At 64.4% G+C, this 17703-nt stretch carries 14 protein-coding genes and 1 pseudogene; 7 read left to right on the top strand and 8 right to left on the bottom strand.

Going from position 1 to position 17703, the window contains the following annotated elements; genetic code table 11:
- Positions 1-4 precede the first annotated feature (4 nt).
- Both NKK50_RS22195 and NKK50_RS22190 read right to left on the bottom strand, forming a co-directional pair.
- A complete protein-coding gene (locus tag NKK50_RS22195) occupies positions 5-1039 on the bottom strand; it encodes an aldo/keto reductase (RefSeq protein ID WP_352543859.1) in 1035 nt (344 codons plus the stop codon).
- Between the two features lie 43 nt (positions 1040-1082).
- A pseudogene (locus NKK50_RS22190) lies at positions 1083-2216 on the bottom strand (MFS transporter).
- 127 nt (positions 2217-2343) lie between these two features.
- Between NKK50_RS22190 and NKK50_RS22185 the strand changes: the two are divergent.
- On the top strand, positions 2344-3252 hold the full coding sequence (locus tag NKK50_RS22185; RefSeq protein ID WP_023745346.1) for a LysR family transcriptional regulator: 909 nt from the start codon (positions 2344-2346) through the stop codon (positions 3250-3252).
- A 51-nt stretch (positions 3253-3303) separates the two neighbouring features.
- Here the strand turns inward: NKK50_RS22185 and NKK50_RS22180 are convergent, their stop codons facing one another.
- From NKK50_RS22180 to NKK50_RS22165, 4 genes are all read right to left on the bottom strand, one after another.
- Complete coding sequence (locus tag NKK50_RS22180) at positions 3304-4353, bottom strand: aldo/keto reductase (protein WP_352499945.1); 1050 nt, start codon at positions 4351-4353, stop codon at positions 3304-3306.
- A gap of 134 nt (positions 4354-4487) precedes the next feature.
- On the bottom strand, positions 4488-4889 hold the full coding sequence (locus tag NKK50_RS22175; RefSeq protein WP_023684083.1) for a type II toxin-antitoxin system VapC family toxin: 402 nt from the start codon (positions 4887-4889) through the stop codon (positions 4488-4490).
- On the bottom strand, positions 4889-5143 hold the full coding sequence (locus NKK50_RS22170) for a type II toxin-antitoxin system Phd/YefM family antitoxin (RefSeq protein ID WP_023684084.1): 255 nt from the start codon (positions 5141-5143) through the stop codon (positions 4889-4891). Before NKK50_RS22170 ends, NKK50_RS22175 begins: the two co-directional genes overlap by 1 nt.
- A gap of 89 nt (positions 5144-5232) precedes the next feature.
- On the bottom strand, positions 5233-5895 hold the full coding sequence (locus NKK50_RS22165) for a YggS family pyridoxal phosphate-dependent enzyme (RefSeq protein ID WP_023745345.1): 663 nt from the start codon (positions 5893-5895) through the stop codon (positions 5233-5235).
- 148 nt (positions 5896-6043) lie between these two features.
- Here NKK50_RS22165 and leuS point away from each other — a divergent pair, with 148 nt between their 5' ends.
- Together leuS and NKK50_RS22155 are read left to right on the top strand one after the other, a co-directional pair.
- Entirely contained in the window at positions 6044-8686 is a 2643-nt protein-coding gene (gene leuS / locus NKK50_RS22160; protein WP_031204737.1) for a leucine--tRNA ligase, read from the top strand.
- Entirely contained in the window at positions 8673-9269 is a 597-nt protein-coding gene (locus tag NKK50_RS22155) for an LPS assembly lipoprotein LptE (protein WP_023750361.1), read from the top strand. Before leuS ends, NKK50_RS22155 begins: the two co-directional genes overlap by 14 nt.
- Positions 9270-9358: 89 nt before the next feature.
- On the opposite strand, the gene fsa is transcribed toward NKK50_RS22155, so the two are convergent.
- Entirely contained in the window at positions 9359-10015 is a 657-nt protein-coding gene (gene fsa / locus NKK50_RS22150; RefSeq protein ID WP_023684088.1) for a fructose-6-phosphate aldolase, read from the bottom strand.
- Positions 10016-10105: 90 nt separating this feature from the next.
- Between fsa and NKK50_RS22145 the strand changes: the two genes are divergently transcribed.
- The 4 genes from NKK50_RS22145 (at position 10106) to NKK50_RS22130 (ending at position 16443) form a co-directional block, all read left to right on the top strand.
- On the top strand, positions 10106-12289 hold the full coding sequence (locus tag NKK50_RS22145) for a primosomal protein N' (protein ID WP_023684089.1): 2184 nt from the start codon (positions 10106-10108) through the stop codon (positions 12287-12289).
- A 280-nt stretch (positions 12290-12569) separates the two neighbouring features.
- Entirely contained in the window at positions 12570-14774 is a 2205-nt protein-coding gene (locus NKK50_RS22140; protein WP_050591331.1) for a TonB-dependent receptor, read from the top strand.
- 8 nt (positions 14775-14782) lie between these two features.
- Entirely contained in the window at positions 14783-15163 is a 381-nt protein-coding gene (locus tag NKK50_RS22135) for a hypothetical protein (protein ID WP_155923622.1), read from the top strand.
- Entirely contained in the window at positions 15160-16443 is a 1284-nt protein-coding gene (locus NKK50_RS22130; RefSeq protein ID WP_352543858.1) for an MFS transporter, read from the top strand. The genes NKK50_RS22135 and NKK50_RS22130 overlap by 4 nt, the downstream gene beginning before the upstream one ends.
- A gap of 11 nt (positions 16444-16454) precedes the next feature.
- Here NKK50_RS22130 and NKK50_RS22125 read toward each other — a convergent pair whose 3' ends face one another.
- The gene (locus NKK50_RS22125; protein ID WP_352543857.1) at positions 16455-17621 is read right to left on the bottom strand and encodes an MFS transporter; all 1167 of its coding nucleotides are present in this window, start codon (positions 17619-17621) and stop codon (positions 16455-16457) included.
- Positions 17622-17703: the final 82 nt, after the last annotated feature.

Below are 17703 nucleotides of genomic sequence, written 5' to 3'. Positions count from 1 at the left end.
GCGATCACACCGCAGGCGGGTTCAGCCGGGCGAAACCTTCCTGGCGGTGATAGGGGAAGTACGGGTAGGGCGCGGTCACTTCGCTTGCCTTGTCGAGCTTTTTGACCTGCTCCGGCGTCAACGCCCAGCCGACGGCGCCGAGGTTCTGGCGCAGCTGTTCCTCGTTGCGGGCGCCGATGATGACCGAGGACACGGTCGGGCGCTGCAAGAGCCAGTTGATGGCGATCTGCGGCACGGTCTTGCCGGTCTCTTCAGCCATTGCATCAAGCGCATCCATGACCCGGTAGAGATGTTGGTCCGCGACCGGCGGGCCGAAATCGGCGGTGTCGTGCAGCCGGCTCTTTTCCGGCAGGGGCTGGCCGCGGCGGATCTTGCCGGTCAGGCGGCCCCAGCCGAGCGGGCTCCACACCAGCGCGCCGATGCCCTGGTCGATACCGAGCGGCATCAGCTCCCATTCATAGTCGCGACCGACCAGCGAGTAGTAGACCTGATGCGCGGCGTAGCGCGGATAAGCATGCTTGTCAGCTTCCGCCAGCGATTTCATCACCTGCCAGCCGGAGAAGTTGGAGACGCCGACATAGCGCAGCTTGCCGGCGCGCACGAGGTCGTCCAGCGTCGACAACACCTCCTCGATCGGCGTGCCGGCATCGAAGGCGTGCAGCTGCAACAGGTCGATGTAATCGGTGCCCATGCGCTTCAGGGCGGCGTCGACGGCTTTGATCAGCCGCGAGCGCGACGAGCCGTAGTCGGCCGGTCTGTCGCCCATCGGCAGCGAAGTCTTGGTCGAGATCAGCACCGCGTCGCGGCGGCCTTTGATGGCTTCGCCAAGCACTTCCTCGGAGGCGCCGTTCGAATAGACATCGGCGGTGTCGAACAGATTGACGCCGGCCTCGAGGCAGATGTCGATCAGCCGCCGCGCTTCCTTGGCATCGCTGTTGCCCCAGGCCCCGAACAGCGGCCCGGAGCCGCCGAAAGTGCCGGCGCCGAAAGAGAGTGCGGGCACTTTCAGGCCCGATGCGCCGAGACGTCGATAATCCATTTTATGCTCCTTGATGATGTCGAAGAAGGATTGCGCGTGATGCTCATGACTGGGCGCAGACCGGCACCCCGATTGTGGGGGCGCGATCGAGGCGCAGCGCCAGGGCAGCGACGCCAAGAGCCGCGACCGGCAGCAAAGCGGCGATCCAGGTTAGTGAGCCGAGGCCGAGGTCATGGGCAATCACCGCGCCGCCAAGCCAAGCGCCGGCGGCATTGCCGAGGTTGAAGGCGGCGATGTTGAAGGAGGAGGCGAGGCTCTGGCCCGCGCCTTGCGCCTTTTCCAGCACCCACATCTGCAGCGGCGCCACGGTGGCGAAGGCGGCGGCACCAAGCAGGCCGACATAGATGACGGCAGGATTTGGCTGTGGACGGCGAAGGTCATGGTGGCCAACCAGCGGTCGGCGACCTTGCCGCCAAGCAGATTGCCGGCGATAAGACCGCCGCCGAAGACGAGCAGGATCGGCGACACGGCGGCTTCCCCAAAACCGGTGATCTCGGTGAGCAGCGGGGCGATGTAGGTGAAGACGGCGAAGACGCCGGCGTAGCCGAGCACGGTGGTGGCGAGGCCGAGCAGCACCGGCGTGCGGCGCAGCACGGCGAGGTCGGCGCGCAGATTGGTCTTCTCGGGCGCTTCCTTGCTGCGCGGCACCAGAAGCAGGATGACGGCAAAGGCTGCCAAGCCGACCACGGTTACGGCCCAGAAGGTGGTGCGCCAGCCGAAGGTCTGGCCGAGCCAGGTGCCGAAGGGCACGCCGAGGATGTTGGCGATAGTCAGGCCGGTGAACATCAGCGCGATCGCCGAGGCTTTCTTGTTGGGCGCGACCAGGCCGGTGGCGACCACCGAGCCGACGCCAAAGAAAGTGCCATGGGCAAAGGCGGTGATGATGCGGGCGCCCATCAGCGTCCAGTAGTCGGGGGCGATCGCACAGGCGAGGTTGCCGAGCGTGAAGATCGCCATAAGGGCCAGAAGGACGGTCTTGCGGGGCCAGTTGCCGGTGGCGATGGTCAAAAGCGGCGCGCCGATGACGACGCCCAACGCGTAGCCCGAAATCAACTGGCCGGCGGCCGAGATCGAGACCGAGATCTTTGCTGACATCGATCAGCAGCCCCATGATGACGAATTCGGTGACACCGATGCCGAAGGCGCCGGCAGCGAGGGCGTAGAGGGCAAGAGGCATGGCGGTTTCCAGTTCGAACTCGAACGAGCGCGCTGTCCAGACCCGCGCCCCGACCGCAGAGATCGTGTTGCCATGTCTTGTGAACCAGACTTGCCTTGGGCATATTTCCTGTGAAATAGATTCACAGATGGCCAGACCCGATATCAACCGTTCCGGCGAGATCGAAGTGTTCGTCCGCGTCGTCGAGGCGGGCAGCTTCTCGGCTGCGGCTCGTTCGCTGCGTATGACACCGTCGGCGGTGAGCAAGCTGATCGCGCGACTGGAGGCAAGGCTCGGCGCGCGGCTGGTCACCCGCACCACGCGCAAGCTGCAGCTGACGCCGGAAGGGACGGCGTTCTATGACAGCGGGGTGCGCATCCTGGCCGATATGGCGGCGGCCGAGCGCGAGGCCGCCGTGGGTGCCGCGCCGCGCGGACGGCTGCGCGTCAACTCCTATGTGCCCTTCGGGGTGCATCGGCTGATCCCGCTGCTGCCTGATTTCCTCGAACGCTACCCCGGGATTTCGGTCGATCTGGTGCTGACCGACAGCGTCATCGATCTGATGGCTGAACGTGCCGACGTCGCCATCCGTGCCGGGCCGCTCGGCGAGTCGCGGCTGGTGGCGCGCAAGCTCGGGCAAAGCCGGATGACAGTCGTTGCCGCACCGTCCTATCTCAAGGCACATGGCACGCCGCTGGTTCCAGCAGATCTCGACCGGCACAATCGCATGGCTTTCGGCTTTGTCCGGCATGTCGATGGCTGGTCGTTTGTCGATGCAACCGGGAACGCCGTCATGGTGCCGATCACCGGAAACACGCTGGTCGGCGATGGCGAGTCGATGCGGTTGATGGCGGTCGGCGGCGCCGGCATCGCCCGGCTGGCACACTGGCATGTGGCCGATGACATCGCGGCGGGGCGGCTGACGGCGCTGCTGGAGGATTTCAATCCGGGCGACGGGGAGCCTACCCACGCCGTCTATGTCGGCCAGGGCCGGCATTTGCCCGCACGGGTGCGGGCGTTTCTCGACTTTCTGGTCGAGAGCGTGCGGATGAGCTGAAAAGACGTTGGGGAGCCAGATGACCCCCCAAGCATCAGGCGACAGCGGTGACTATTTCTTCGGGGTGAACGGCGCCGGGCGGCGACCGGCGCCCTGACGCTCCAGCATCCAGCCGGGATATTCGGCCGGCAGCGCGCTGACCTCATCCAGTCTGGCGAGATCGTCGGCGTCGAGCTTCACCTCGGCCGCGGCAAGGTTCTGCTCGAGCTGCTCCATGCGGCTGGCGCCGATGATGACGCTCATGACGAAAGGTTTGGCCAGGACATAGCCGAGCGCCACCGTGGCGACGCTGACGCCGTGCTTCTGGGCGATCTCGCGCATCACGGCGACAGCCGCCCAGGCGCGGTCCTCATCGACCGGCGGGAAGTTGAAGGCGGCGCGGCGGCCTTCGCCATTGCTGGGCGCGCCGGGGCCGTATTTGCCCGACAGCAGGCCGCCGGCCATTGGCGACCAGACCATCAGGCCGAGCTTTTCCTCGTTGATGAGCGGCACGATCTCGCGCTCGAGGTCGCGGCCGGCGATCGAGTAATAGGACTGGATGGTCTCGAAGCGGGAAAATCCCTTGCGCTCGGCAACGCCCAGCGCCTTGGCGATGCGCCAGGCCGCCCAGTTGGAGACGCCGACATAGCGGACCTTACCGCTGGCAACGAGATCGTCGAGCGCCCGCAGCGTCTCGTCGACTGGCGTCACGGTGTCGGTGCCGTGCAGCTGGTAGAGATCGATATGGTCTAGCTGCAGCCGCTCCAGGCTGCCCTCGACCGAATCCATGATGTGGCCGCGCGAAGAGCCGCGCTCGTTCGGGCCCTGGCCCATGGCGCCATGCACCTTGGTGGCAATGACGACGTCCGAGCGTTTGACGCCAAGATCCTTGAGCGACTGGCCAAGCAGGCGTTCGGACTGGCCGAATGAATAGACGTCGGCCGTGTCGAAGAAATTGACGCCGGCGGCGATGGAACGGGCAACGATGTCGTTGACGCCCTTCTGGTCGAGGCTGGCGATCAGGCCCCATTGGGCATTCTCGCCGGCGGCGCCGAAGGTCATGGTGCCGAGGCACAGTTCGGAGACGAACATCCCCGTATTTCCGAGTTGATTGTAGCGCATGGTGGCGGCTCCAGCAGATTGGTGATGACGCCAAGCAAATAGGAACGGTGCGTTTCGTTTCCAGTGGTGGCACAATGATGGGCCGGCTCTGGCACAACCTGCGGCCGACCCAACACCGGATCAACACAGGCGGGTCAGGCTTCCCAAGGGTTGAACATTGTGACGGCAGTATCGTCGAAATCGGCGACGTTGCGTGTGACCAGTATGAGATCGTGGAAGAGCGCCGTCGCGGCTATAAGCCCATCTGCGTCGCCGCGCGTGCGGATCGCGGAGATGCGACCCCATTGGGCAGCGATGTTCTCGTCTATGCCGAGAATTCGGTTTTCGTAGCTGTGGCGCAGACCGTGGAACCACGTTGCTAAATGGTTTGCAGTGTCGGGGTCGTTTCGCCGCTTCATTTCGATTCCGCGTGCGATTTCACCGAGCGTGATGACGCTTAGAAACAGAGACTGGCGCTCTTGCTTGATTATCCAATCCGCCACTGGCCCCCCTCGCTTTCGCGCATCCGACACGACGTTCGTGTCCAGAAGAAACATCAGAGGTCCACGTCTCGGCCGGGCCCCTTGGAGCGGCGATTGACCTCTTCGACGAAGTCGTCGTCCCATTCGGGACCGGAAAGAAGGTATTCCGCAAGTGAGGGCTTAGAGCCGACGAGCCTTTCGTATTCTTCAGCGGCCAACACGACAGCAGCGGGCTTTCCACGCAAGGTGATGGTCTGCGGGCCCTTTTCACGAGCCTGCTGAACCAGCTTCGAGAGATTGTTTTTTGCGTCCTGCAGATGCCAGTTCATGGAAGGTACCTAGCTAGCTTGGCTAGATATAGCATCGCTGCAGCGATGCAGCAACAATGCTACTGTTAGGGCGGCGAGATCACCGAGGTTTATCGGCCGCCGAAAATCGCCGAGCCGACGCGGACGCTGGTGGCGCCGAAGGCTATGGCGGTCTCGAAGTCGCCGGACATGCCCATCGACAGTTTTGCGACTCCGGCCTCTTTGCCGAGCTTTTCCAGCAAGGCGAAATGCGGGCCGGGGTTTTCGTCGGCCGGCGGGATGCACATCAGGCCTTCGATGGCGAGGCCATGGACATCGCGGCAGCGGGCGACGAAGGCGACGGCGTCGCGCGGCTCGATGCCGGCCTTTTGCGGCTCCGAACCGGTATTGACCTGGACATAAAGCTTTGGCGTGCGGCCCTGGCGCACGATTTCCTTGGCGAGCTCGGCGGCGAGCTTTTCGCGGTCGACGGTCTCGATGACGTCGGCGAGAGCGACGGCTTCCCTCGCCTTGTTCGACTGCAGCGGGCCGATCAGATGCAGTTCGATATTAGGGAATTCCGCTTTCAAGGCCGGCCATTTGCCTTGCGCTTCCTGCACGCGGTTTTCGCCGAAGACGCGCTGGCCAGCCTCGATGACCGGGCGGATGACGTCGGTCTCAAAAGTCTTCGACACCGCAACCAGCGTCACCGAACCGGCGTCACGGCCGGCCTCGCGCTCGGCGGCAGCGATCCTCGTCTTGACGGCGAAAAACTGTTCGACGGCGCTGGCCATGCCCATATCCTGCCTGTCTTTAATCGTCTTGGCCGGCTCGCCGCAGTTGACGGGTCCGGCAATCCATGGTGAACACCGCGACGACATTTACCTCGGCCACCGGGCCTTGTCCGGCGGTCTGCGCCTGCTTTTAAGTGAAAATCATCCGATGGCAACCGAACGATACAATCCGCGCGCGTCAGAGCCCAAATGGCAGAAGGCCTGGGCCGAAAAGAAGCTGTTCGAAGCGCATAACGACGATCCGAAGCCGAAATACTACGTGCTGGAGATGTTCCCCTATCCCTCGGGGAAGATCCATATCGGCCACACCCGCAACTACACGATGGGCGACGTGGTGGCGCGCTACAAGCGGGCCAAGGGTTTCAACGTGCTGCACCCGATGGGCTGGGACGCTTTCGGCATGCCGGCCGAAAACGCGGCGATGCAGAACAAGGTCCATCCCAAGGAATGGACCTACGCCAACATCGCCGCCATGCGCGAGCAGCTCAAGATGATGGGCCTGTCGCTGGACTGGGCGCGCGAGTTCGCCACCTGCGACGTCGACTATTACCACCGCCAGCAGATGCTGTTCCTCGATTTCGTCGAGAAGGGGCTGGTGACGCGCAAATCCTCCAAGGTCAACTGGGACCCGGAGGATATGACGGTGCTCGCCAACGAGCAGGTCATCGACGGGCGCGGCTGGCGCTCGGGCGCGCTGGTCGAACAGCGTGAGTTGACGCAGTGGTTCTTCAAGATCACCGATTACGCGCAGGACTTGCTGGATTCGCTGAACGGTCTCGGCGAGTGGCCGGAAAAGGTCAAGCTGATGCAGCAGAACTGGATCGGCCGCTCGGAAGGGCTGCTGGTCCGCTGGCCGCTGGCAGAGCCAAGTTCTAGCAAGATTGGTGGCGACACGAGCGAGCTGGAAGTCTACACGACCAGGCCCGACACCATTTTCGGCGCCTCCTTCATGGCGGTCGCCGCCGATCATCCGCTGGCCAGGAAGGCCGCCGAGAGCAATGTCGAACTGGCCAAGTTCATCGAAGAAATCAGACATATGGGCACGTCGGTGGCCGCACTGGAGACGGCCGAGAAGAAAGGTTTCGACACCGGCATCCGCGTCGTGCATCCGTTCGACGACTCGTGGACCCTGCCGGTCTACGTCGCGAATTTCGTTTTGATGGAATACGGCACCGGCGCCATATTCGGCTGCCCGTCGGGCGACCAGCGCGACCTCGATTTCGCCAACAGATACGGCCTGCCGGTGATCCCGGTGGTGATGCCGGAAGATGCCGACGCCAAAACCTTCCAGGTCACGGAAGACGCCTATGTCGATGACGGCGTGATGATCAATTCGCGTTTCCTCGACGGCATGAAGCCGGAGCAGGCGTTCGACGAGGTGGCAAAGCTCCTGGAGCAGAAAACCATAGGCGGGCGGCCAATGGCGGAGCGCAAGGTGAACTTCCGCTTGCGCGACTGGGGCATTTCGCGCCAGCGCTACTGGGGCTGTCCGATCCCCATGATCCATTGCGAGGATTGCGGCGTGGTTCCGGTGCCGAAAGCCGACCTGCCGGTCAAGCTGCCCGACGACATCGAGTTCGACCGTCCCGGCAATCCGCTCGACCGCCACCCGACCTGGCGGCATGTGAAGTGTCCGCAATGCGGCAAGGATGCGCGCCGCGAGACCGACACGATGGACACGTTCGTCGATTCGTCCTGGTATTTCGCGCGCTTTACAGCGCCCTGGGCCAATGAGCCGACGGAGCCGAAGGCTGCCGATGACTGGCTGGCCGTCGACCAGTATATTGGCGGCATCGAGCACGCGATCCTCCATCTGCTCTATTCGCGCTTCTTCACCCGCGCCATGCGCGCGACCGGGCATCTCGACCTGGCCGAGCCGTTCAAGGGCCTGTTCACGCAAGGCATGGTGGTGCATGAGACCTACCGCGTCGGCGGTGCGTCGAGCAATGGCCGCTGGCTGTCGCCGGCTGAGGTCAGGATCGAGGATGTCGGCGGCAAGCGCCGCGCCATCGAGATCGCCACCGGCGAAGAGGCGGCGATCGGCTCGCTCGAAAAGATGTCGAAGTCGAAGAAGAATACGGTAAGCCCGGAAGACATCACCGACGGCTACGGCGCCGACACCGCACGCTGGTTCATGCTGTCGGATTCGCCGCCCGAGCGCGACGTCGAGTGGACGGACGATGGCGCCGCCGGCGCACATCGCTTCATCCAGCGTGTCTGGCGCCTGGTGTCCATTGCCGCCGAGACGCTTGACGGCGCCAAGCCGCAGGCGGCGCCGGAGGGCGAGGCGGGCGCCGTTTCCAAGGCCGCGCACAAGATCCTGAAGGCTATCGGCGAGGATATCGAGAAGCTCGGCTTCAACCGGGCCATCGCCCGCATCTACGAACTGGCCAATGCCTTGACCGCGCCGCTCAACGACGTCGCCGAGGGCAAGGCCGACGCGGCGCTGAAAGGCGCCTGCCGCGAGGCGGTGGAGATTCTTGTGCATGTGGTCGCGCCGGTCATGCCGCATTTGGCCGAAGAGTGCTGGCACACGCTGGGCGGCACCGATCTGGTCGCCGAACGGCCATGGCCGGTCTATGATCCGGCGCTGGTCGTCGACAACGAGATCGTGCTGCCGGTCCAGGTCAACGGCAAGAAGCGCGGCGATTTGACAATTGCCCGCGACGCGGACCAAGGTGCGGTCGAAAAAGCGGTTCTGGCTCTCGACTTCGTGCAGAAAGCGCTGGAAGGTAAGGCGCCCCGCAAGGTGATCATCGTGCCGCAGAGGATCGTCAATGTCGTTGCTTGACCTCAGAAGGATGGGGCCCGATCTGGAAAAGACGACGCGCTTGCTGCGCCGCGCAGCGCTGTACGGCATGGTCGCTTCGATGGCGCTGGTTTCGGCCTGTACGGTCAGGCCGCTCTATTCCAGCGCGCCGTTGACGGCCGGCTCGACGCTCAGCGCTTCAGCGGAACTGGCGTCGGTCGCGGTCAAGCCGGTCAAGACCCGCTACGCCCAGCAGGTCCGCAACAATCTGATATTTGCCTTTGGTCAAGGCGCCGGCGAGCCGCCGGCGCCGGTCTACATGCTCGATCTCGGCGTCACCGAACTGGTCGAATCGGCCGCGGTGGTGCAGATCCAGACCGACGAAGACGAGCCGACGGCAGGCACGGTGACGCTGACCGCAAACTATGTGCTGACCGATGCCAGGACCGGCGTGGTGATCGCAACCGGCAAACGGTCGATCCCATCATCCTTCGACAAGCCGACGCAGGAGTTCGCCTCCTACCGGGCGCAGCTCGACGCCGAGAACCGCGCCGCGCGTGAACTGGCTGAAATGGTGAGCCTGTCGGTCGCCCAGGACTTGGTCAGGCACGGCAAGAAGGCCTGAGCATTCCCTGGCGCTGCCAACTAGACTTTTAGCAGTCCGCAACAAAAAGGCCGGTTTCCCGGCCTTTTTTCGTTTGTATCGAACCGATCTCAGCCGATCTTCTGGCCGGTCTTGGCCCAGTCGGCAGCGAACTGATCCAGGCCCTTGTCGGTCAACGGGTGCTTGACCAGCGCCTTCAGCGTCGCGGCCGGCGCGGTAACGACATCGGCGCCGATCAGGGCTGCCTGCTTGACGTGATTCACGGTGCGAACCGAAGCGACGAGGATCTCGGTGTCGAAATCGTAATTGTCGTAGATCTGCCGGATCTCCTGGATCAGTTCCATGCCGTCCGCGCCGGTATCGTCGACGCGGCCGACGAAGGGCGAGATGAACGAGGCGCCGGCCTTGGCCGCCAGCAGCGCCTGGTTGGCCGAGAAGCACAGCGTTACATTGACCATGCGGTTCATCTCGGTGCGGATCGTCTTGCAGGCGCGCAGGCCGTCGAGCGTCAGCGGCACCTTGATGCAGACATTGTCGGCGATCTTGGCCAGGATGTTGGCCTCGGCCATCATGTCCTTGTATTCGATCGCAACGACCTCGGCCGAAACCGGGCCCTTGACGATGTCGCAGATCTGCTTGGTGACCTCGGCGATCTTGCCGCCGGATTTCAGGATCAGCGAGGGATTGGTGGTCACGCCGTCGAGCAGCCCCAGGTCGTTCAGTTCCTTGATGTCCTTGATGTCAGCGGTGTCGACAAAAAATTTCATGGGGGTCTCCTGAAAGATTTCCATGTGCATGCCATGCACATTCCGGGTTGCCCTTTGATCTAGACCAAAGTCGGGGCAAGGTCACGCCCGATGATCGAAGATTCGCCCTTTGTCGCAGCCGCGCCGGTGCTGGTGCCGATGCCGGCCGAACGGCCCTACACCTACGCTGTGCCTGCCGGCGTGCGCGTGGTGCCGGGCTCGATCGTGCGCGTGCCGCTCGGTCCGCGCCAGGTTGCCGGCATCGTCTGGGATGGTGCGGTCGAGAATATCGACGCCAAAAAGCTGCGCCCGATCGAACAGGTCTTCGACTGCCCGCCGATCGACCGCGGCATGCGCCGCTTCGTCGACTGGGTGGCGCAGTACACGCTGTCGCCGCCCGGCATGGTGGCGCGCATGCTGTTGCGCGCGCCGGAGGCGTTCGATCCCGAACCATGGATCGAGGGCCTGCAGCGGACCCTCGTCATGCCCGACCGGATGACGGATGCCAGGACGCGCGTGCTGGAGACGGCGGAAGGGGGGCTTGCCTGGACGCGATCCGGCCTGGCGCACGCGGCGGGCGTGTCGTCGACGGTGGTCGAGGGACTCAAGGCGCAAGGCGTGTTCGAGACGGTGATGATCCCGCCTCGACCGGTGGTCGCCGCGCCCGATCCCTCCTACGCCATGCCGGAGCTGATGCCGGACCAGGCAGACGCGGCCGCCATGCTGCGCGCCAATGTCGCGGCCGCTGCTTTCAACGTCACGCTGCTCGACGGCGTCACCGGCTCGGGCAAGACGGAAGTTTATTTCGAGGCGGTGGCGGCAGCCCTCGACCAGGGCAGGCAGGTGTTGATCCTGCTGCCGGAGATCGCGCTGACGCATGCCTTCCTCGAACGCTTCCAGCAGCGTTTCGGCGCCAAGCCGGCGGAATGGCATTCCGACCTGCCGCCCCGAATGCGCGAAAAGGTCTGGCGACAGGTGGCGGAAGGCGGCGTGCGCGTCGTTGCCGGGGCGCGTTCGGCGCTGTTCCTGCCGTTCCGCGAGCTCGGGCTGATCGTCGTCGACGAGGAGCACGACCCCGCCTACAAGCAGGAGGATCGCGTCTTCTACAATGCGCGCGACATGGCGGTGGTGCGCGGCCATATCAGCGGCTTCCCGGTGGTGCTGGCGTCGGCGACGCCATCGGTCGAAAGCCGGGTCAATGCGCAGCAGGGCCGCTACAGCAGGGCGGTGCTGTCGGCGCGCTTTGCCGAAGCCGCGCTTCCCGATCTCAAGACGATCGACATGCGGCGCGCGCCGCCGGCCCGCGGCGGCTTTCTGTCGCCGCTGCTGATCGACCAGATGCAACGTACGCTGGAGAAGAAGGAGCAGTCGCTGCTGTTCCTCAACCGGCGCGGCTATGCGCCGCTGACGCTGTGCCGTGTCTGCGGCCACCGCTTCGGCTGCCCGGTTTGTTCGGCCTGGCTGGTCGAGCACCGCTTTCGCGGCCAACTCGTCTGCCATCATTGCGGGCACAATGAGAAGCGGCCGGAGGCTTGCCCGGAATGCGGCACGCTCGACCATCTGGTCGCCTGCGGGCCTGGCGTCGAGCGGATAGCTGAAGAAGTCGTGGCGCATTTCCCCGACGCGCGCACGATCGTCCTGTCATCCGATTTGATGGGTGGAGTGCGCCGGCTGCGGCTGGAGCTCGAGGCCATTGCCAATGGCGAGGCCGACATCGTCATCGGCACGCAGCTGGTCGCCAAGGGCCATAACTTTCCCAACATGACGCTGGTCGGTGTCGTCGATGCCGATCTCGGCCTCGCCAATGGCGATCCCCGCGCCGCTGAGCGCACCTTCCAGTTGCTCAGCCAGGTGACCGGCCGCGCCGGCCGCACCGGCAAGAAGAGCCTCGGCCTGCTGCAGACTTTCCAGCCGGACCATCCGGTGATGCGGGCGATCGTCTCGGGCGATGCCGAGGCCTTTTACGAACGCGAGATCACTGAGCGCGAACGGGCAGCCCTGCCGCCCTTCGGCAGGCTTGCCGGCGTCATCGTCAGTGCGGTGACGCGGGCCGAGGCCGAAGGCCACGCGCGCGGCCTGCGCCGTGCAGCACCCCAGGCCAGCGACCTGTTCGTGCTCGGTCCGGCCGAGGCGCCGCTGTCGCTGCTCGGTGGGCGCCATCGTTTCCGTTTGCTGATCCAGGGTGAAAAGCGCGCCGACATCCAAGGCTTCATCCGAACCATGCTGGCCGAAGGGCCGAAGCAGCGCGGCTCGGTCCGCGTGCAGGTCGACATCGATCCGCAGAGCTTCTTGTAAGCACAAAGGCTGACGCCGCCGCCGGCCGCCCGTAAGCCGTTTGTCAAGAAAACTCAGCATCTTAGTGCCGGCTAAAATGCGCGCCGTTCATGTACCCGGCTCTCATCCGTTCGCTGACTAATCCTGATTTGAAAAGCCACAAAATAAATGTTGACTCATTTTATCATGAATTATAACTGGGCCTTTCCGCTCTGGCGCTGGGGACCAGGGCATGGATGGGGACAGCATGCGCAGATTTTTCAGTACGCTTCTTTGGTCATCGGCTTTGGGTTCGTCGATTATGGCAGGCGCGGCATTTGCCCAGGAAACCGCTCCGACAGACCAGCAGGGAGCCACCGTGCTCGACCAGATCCTGGTCACCGGCCGCAATGAAAGGTCGATTTCCAGCGTCGCCCAGTCTGTCCAGGTCGTGGAACAGGAACAGGTCGAGGAAGCAACGCAGGAAAATATCGACGCCGCGACCCTGATCAGCCGCATCGTCCCCGGCTACGCGCCACGCAACCAGACCATTTCCGGCGCTTCGGAAACCTTCCGCGGGCGCAGCGTTCTCATCATGGTCGACGGTGTGCCGCGCAACACACCGCTGCGGGACGTCTCACGCATCCTGTCGATGATCGACCTGAATTCGGTCGAGCGCATCGAAGTCATCAATGGCGCGTCCAGCCTTTATGGCGCCGGGGCCACCGGCGGCACGATCAACTTCATCACCAAGCGCGGCGATAGCGACAAGCCGAAGGTGACAGTGCGCACCGGCGTCACCGCCTTCACCGAGAATCCCGGCAAATCGGCCGGGCCCAGCACCAGCGTCTCGGTCGAGGGCAAGAAAGGCGATTTCGACTATTTCTTCTCGGCGTCCGGCGATCTGTCGCGTCGCACCTATGGCGGCCACGGCAACGAGGTGGCTTCGGACGCCATGCTTGGCCAAGGCGGCGGCGACCGCACCGGCACGGGCAATCTGTTCGGCGTGGCCGGCTACCAGTTCGATTCCAGGCGCTTCGAGGCCAGCGTCGACTGGACCTATGCCAACCAGAAGCCGGACTGGTTCACCGATTACACGACCAATCCCGTCTCCCCGGATTTCGGCGATCCCTATGAAGGCAAGCCGCTGAAGGAAGATTCGAAATATCTGACCGCCAAATACACCGACAGCGACTTCGCGCTCGGAAACCTCGAGGTCAAGGCGTTCTACAACGACATCTTCAAGCAGTCGCCCTTTACCAAATTCTCGGCCGTCAACAGCCAGGTGTATTTACCGACGAACCCGACGCGGCCGGTGATCCTGCCGCCGGGTACGGACCCGACCGCCGACTTCAACCAGACGGCGCTGCAATCGCGGCGCAGCGGCGTCAACCTGACCGTCAACACTCCGATGGACTTTATCACTCAGGGCAGCACGCTGACCTGGGGCGCCGACCACGTCTTCGATGCCACCGATCAGCAGCTGACCAACGGCCAGGACGCCATCTCGCCCACGACCCAGAACTCGGTCGCCTTGTTTGCGCAGGGCGAAATTCCGGTGACGGATCGCTTTCGCATCAGCGGCGGCGCGCGCTACGACCAGTTTTATCTCAACGTTGAAGACTTCACCCGGCCTGCCGCTGCCGTTCTGCTAGGCCGGAACATTATCGGCCTGCCGGCGATCCAGGTGACCGGCGGCTCGTTCGACTACGACGCCGTCACCTTCAACGCCGGCGCCGTCTACGATCTGACCGAAAGGATGCAGCTTTTCGGCAATTTCTCGCAAGGCTACAGCCTGACCGACATTGGCGGCTTCACCCGCCGGGCCGGGTTGAACTCCAACGCCGAAACCTGCGACGCCTATGGCACCGCCATCCGGCCGCTGCTGCCGTGCACCAACGCGCCGGATTACGCGATCAGCTATGCCGATATCGCGCCTGAACCCCAGCTGGTGAACACCTGGGAAGCCGGTCTGCGCGGCGACTGGGGCGACTATCGCGGCGGCGTCAGCGCCTATCTGTCGACCTCGGACAACGGCGTCAGCTACGACATCGTCAACAACCGGGTATCGCAGCAGAAGGAACGCATCTGGGGCGTGGAAGCCAATCTCGAGGCAGATCTCAGCGGCATGTTTACGCTGGGCGGATCGGTCGGCTATGTCGAAGGCAAATACGATGCGGATCACGACGGCCACATCGAAGCTAACGAGTATCTGCCGAACAACCGTATCCCCTCGACCTACAAGGGCCTGGTCTATCTCACCACCCGTTTCGAGAACGAGCTGACCCTGCGCAGCGAGTTGGAGCTGTTTTCCGGGCGCGACCGCATCGCCACCCAGGACCTGGACGGCGCTGCGCTGGTCAATCTCGCCGTATCGAAGACGTTCGCCAATGAAAGCGTGCTGAACCTTGCCGTGCGCAATGTGTTCGACACCTACTACATCAACCCTTCCGCATCGGCGACGCGCGGCGCCGACGTTCCGGGGCTGGGGCGTTCGGTCGCTCTGTCCTACCAGATCACATTCTGAGGGCGGCGATGGCGGTGTCTCTCCAACGAAACGGTGCATTGGTCTCGCTGCTGGCAGAAGCGCCCGCCGATCCGGCGGATGGCGCGCGCTATATCGAGGCGCTCGGCCGCCTTTCGCAGGAACTAGAGCCGTTCGTGCTGCTGGTCGATATCGGCATCGAGATCGCGCTGAGCGACGCCCAGCGCAAGGCGCAAAACCTCTGGTACAAGGCGGAACGCGAGCAGCTCGAAAAGATCTGTCGCGCCTGCGCACTGGTGCGCACCGCCGCCGACGAGAACATGCAGCGCGTCTGGCAAAGCCTGTTCGGCTTTCCAGTGCTCGTCACCCGCAGCCGGGCGGAGGCCGGCGCCTTCCTGAACGGTTACGCACCGAAGGACTATGTCAAATGAGCGGCGACACAGACCGGCCGGCGCCCGCCGGGCTTTCGCGCCTGCGGCTTTTCGTCGTTCTCGCCTGCCTTTATCTGGCGCAGGCCATCCCGAGCTATCTGTTTGCCGCGACGATCCCGCCGATCCTGCGCGAGCAAGGCGTGTCGCGCACCGCCATCGGCATGATGGCGCTGCTGATGCTGCCGCTGGTGCTGAAATTCCTGTGGGCGCCGCTGGTCGATCACTTTCGGCCAGTGGCCCGCGCCCATCGCGCCGGCTGGGTCATCATCACCCAGATCGGCGTCATCGCCGGCATCGCGGCCATGCTTTGGATCGAGCCGACCGATGTCGCCGGTATCTTTGCCGTCGGCCTTGTCGTGAGCCTGTTGATGTCGACCCAGGACATCGCCACCGACGGCTACGCGGCCAAATATCTCGACCCGAAGGACAGGCCGATCGGCAATGCGATCCAGGGCGGCGCCTTCGCGCTCGGCGTCGTTCTCGGCGGCACGCTCGGCCTGTTGGTTTATCATCATGCCGGCTGGCAAACCATGGTGGCCATGGTGGCCGCGCTGTCCGTCATCCCGCTGTTTGCTGCCTTCGCCATGCGCGAGACCGATCCCGTCGCCAGCGCGCTGCAGGCGGCCATCGACCGCCCCTCGATCCTGCGTTTCCTGCGCCGGCCCGAGGCACGCCAGATCCTGTGGATCGCGCTCATCTACCGCGCCAGCGAGGGGCTGGTGAAGTCGATGGAAGGCTCCTATCTCGTCGATGCCGGCGTGCCGCTCGACATCATCGGTTATCTCTCGGGCGGCGCCGCGCTCACCGTCGGGCTCGGCGGCTCGGCGCTGGCGGCATGGCTGCTGCACAAAAGGGGCGCCGCCTCGGTGCTCGGCCTGCTCGGCGCGCTGCGAACCATCTGCTTCCTGATCTTCGCGCTGCACGCTTTCGGCGCTATCGCCGGCTTCTGGCCGATCTTCGGCGCCTCGTTCCTGCAGACGCTGGTGCGCTACATGGAGATCGTGGCGCTCTACAGCCTGTTCATGTCCGTCACGTCGTCGGACCAACCCGGCACCGATTTCACCATCCTGTCCTGCGCCCAGCTTATCGTCTATCTCGTCGGCTCCATGCTGGCCGGCCGCTTCGCCGACATGCTCGGCTACTCCGCGTTGTTCACCCTGGCGACAGTGCTGTCGGGCATCGCCGTGGTGGCGACCTATCGCATGCTGAATGCCCATTTCGCCGATGCCGCAAAGACCCAGCCAGGAACGCCGATGCCGCTGCCGGAGGTCGCCGAATGAGCGCGGGTTCGCTAGTGCTTATGAACCATGGCTGCAAGACCGGCGGCGGCCAGAGCCAGCGCCGCGCAGCCGGCCAGCGGCGCAAAGGGCCAGAGCGTGAAGGCGAAGCCGCCGGCCAATGCGCCGATGCTCTGGCCGAGCACATGGGTGCTGGTGAGCCAGCCGGCCGCCGCGCCCTGCTCGCCGGGCTCCAGGCGCTTCATCAGCCAGGCGGTGTAGCCGGGTGTAGCCAGGGCAATGCCGGCCGCTGCCACCACCAGAGACGCTGCCGAGGCAACATGGCTGGCCGTGACGGCCAGCGCCGTCATGCCGACGCAAACCATGAGACAGCCGACGATGACGCTGTTGCGCTCCGCCAGCCGCAGGCGCGCCATGAGCAGTCCCTGGACCAGAACCATGACGACGGCGACCAGCATCAGGGCCAGGCCGGTCAACGTCGTGGCCTGCGTCGCACCAAGGCCAAAACGCTGCTGGGTCATCGGGCCGAGCATCATCTGCACCTGTCCGAAGCCGAGCGTCAGGCACAAGCCCATCGCCAGGCAAGGCAGAGCGCGGCGATCGAAGGGCGATATTCCACGGCCGACGTCGGCCGCCCTGCCGTCGGTCCGTCCGCCGGCTTCCCCTTTGCCCCGCGCGAGCCACAGCAACAGCGGGCTGAACAGGAACAGGATGGGCGGCAGCAGCGGCGACAGGACGGCAGCCGTTGCCGCCAGCGCGCCGGCCAGCCGCCCCATGCTGACGCCGGCGCCAAGCAGTCCCAGCGCGGCCTGTCGCCTGTCATCGGCAACCGAGCGGCTGGCCCAGACCTGCGCCGTCGGCATGACGCCGGACGCGGCAAAACCGTACACGGTTCGCGAAAGCATCAGCAAAGCGATGCCCAGCGCGGCTCCCGTGCCGGCTATCAGCAGAATGGCGAACACCGCCTGGCCGGCCAGCATGGCGAGGCCGAGCAAGCGCAGCAGCCTGGCATGGCCAAGCCGCTCGCCCATGCGACCCCACAGCGACGAGCCGACCAGAAAGGCCGCCGCGCCGACAGCAGTTGCCGCGCCGATAGCAAACGTGTCGAGCCTCAGCCGCTCCATCACCAGGGGAACGAGCGATACGAAGGCCGACTGGCCGAAGCCGATTGCCGAGACCGCGATCGCCAGGCGGCGAAGAAGCGAAGATCGATTTTTCATACTGGTCGTCATAACGCGAAGCTTATTTCCTGGTTAGAATAAATAATCAACAGAAATGTTATAATAACCACAGCGTATAAGA

This window comes from Mesorhizobium sp. M0001 (genome assembly GCF_040324255.1).
Classification (GTDB): Bacteria; Pseudomonadota; Alphaproteobacteria; order Rhizobiales; family Rhizobiaceae; genus Mesorhizobium.
Note: the sequence above shows the minus strand (reverse complement) of the source record. Positions and strands in the feature narration are given on the sequence as shown.